The sequence below is a fragment of the Ruegeria sp. genome, from assembly GCF_028066395.1.
Lineage (GTDB): Bacteria > Pseudomonadota > Alphaproteobacteria > Rhodobacterales > Rhodobacteraceae > Ruegeria.
In genome coordinates this window covers 60,653-62,028 of the sequence record NZ_JALCBM010000012.1, presented here as the reverse complement: position 1 = coordinate 62,028, position 1,376 = coordinate 60,653, and the positions used below count along the sequence as shown (strand labels likewise).

Genomic DNA, 1,376 nt, shown 5'->3' with positions numbered 1-1,376 from the left:
AAGAAATGCTGCTGATAGCGGAAGTCGATCAGGGTGTTCAGCCCGTCCACAACCTCGGCCCAGACCGAGCCGCCCTTGCCGCCGTCCCCACCATCGGGTCCGCCGTATTCGATGTATTTTTCGCGCCGAAAGCTGACGCAACCGCCACCTCCGGCCCCGGACCGGATGTAGACCTTTGCAAGATCGAGAAATTTCATGTCAGTCCCCTACTGCAAAGGCCCCACCGGCCACAAGTCAGAGTTTTTTACTATAGGTCCAGGTGGGCACATTTGCGTCGCGCGCCACCGAATAGCTTTCGGCATCGCCAAGATACTGGAACCCGCAATGGGTCAGCACCCGGGCCGAGGCCGGATTGTCCTGAAAGACGCTGGCAAACATCGTTGCGTTGTCCAGCGGATTGCCCAGCACCAGCGCCTCGACCGCCAGCGATGCGATGCCGGTGTTCCAGTACAGCGGCGCGACCCAATAGCCGACCTCGGTTTGGTTGCGGTCCAACCGCGTCAGCGAGATCAGGCCGATCAGTTCCGGCCCGCCATCCTTGGTGGCGTCCATCGCCCAGACGTCCTCGTCCCGGTCCTCGGACATGGCGCGGGCGACAAACGCCTCGGTCGAGCCGGGCGGCAGCGGGTGCGGGATGGTCGTGGTCATGCGTGCCACGCGTTCATCCCCGGCGTAATGCTCGATCAGTCCCAAATCCGACCGGCGCAACGGGCGCAGATCGAACCGCTCGGTTTCAATGACCGGCTGATTTATGATTGCCTCAATTTTCATGAGTGCGTTCCTCCTCCGAACAACACGAATAATACGGACGCAACAGTGAGACTGGCTAACGTCCACATCAGATATTTTTCAATGGGCCGTCCTTCAACCACATGGGCAATTCTATCGCCCGCAAATGTCCAAATTGGGTGAAGAACCACCTGACAGATCAACAAACAGAGAGCGATCGTGAGCGTGGCATCGAAACTGGTCGTGCCTGCGCCGACAAAGCCGGTAAATCCGGCGATGATCATGGCCCAGGCCTTGGGGTTCAGCGGATGCACAATCAGACCGGCCCAAAACCCGGGCGCCGCTGCGGTGACATCACCGCGCGACAGGCGCAGATTGGCGATTTTCCACGCCAGCCAGCAAATATAGGCAGCCGAGGCGTATTTCAGGACCGTGAAAACCGCCGGCGCCTGTTCGGCCAGTTGCAGCAGGCCAAAACCCACCGGCCAGATGACCAATTGCTTGCCCAGAATGACCCCGGCCACAAACGGCAGCGCCGCCCGAAAGCCATAGCGCGCACCGGTGCCCAGCAGGACCATGTTGGCCGGTCCCGGCGTACCGACCTGGCTGGCGGCAAAGATCAGGAAACTGGTGGTTGCGACTGTCAT

General features: G+C 60.4%; 2 protein-coding genes and 1 pseudogene. All 3 read right to left on the bottom strand.

Features of this window, described 5'->3' with window-relative positions; translation table 11 throughout:
• Positions 1-197 (bottom strand): annotated as a pseudogene (gene obgE, locus MPJ51_RS06140) (GTPase ObgE); the annotation flags it as partial.
• Between the two features lie 37 nt (positions 198-234).
• Positions 235-771: a GNAT family N-acetyltransferase gene (locus MPJ51_RS06135; protein WP_298383288.1), complete on the bottom strand. Its 537-nt coding sequence runs from the start codon at positions 769-771 to the stop codon at positions 235-237.
• The coding region (locus MPJ51_RS06130) for a LysE family translocator (protein ID WP_298383285.1) at positions 768-1,376 on the bottom strand (609 nt) is incomplete at its 5' end. The genes MPJ51_RS06135 and MPJ51_RS06130, both read right to left, overlap by 4 nt.

What these genes read in the sequence shown, in the direction of transcription:
- MPJ51_RS06135 (WP_298383288.1), bottom strand. Translation starts at nt 771, where the DNA reads ATGAAAATTGAGGCAATCATAAATCAGCCGGTCATTGAAACCGAGCGG.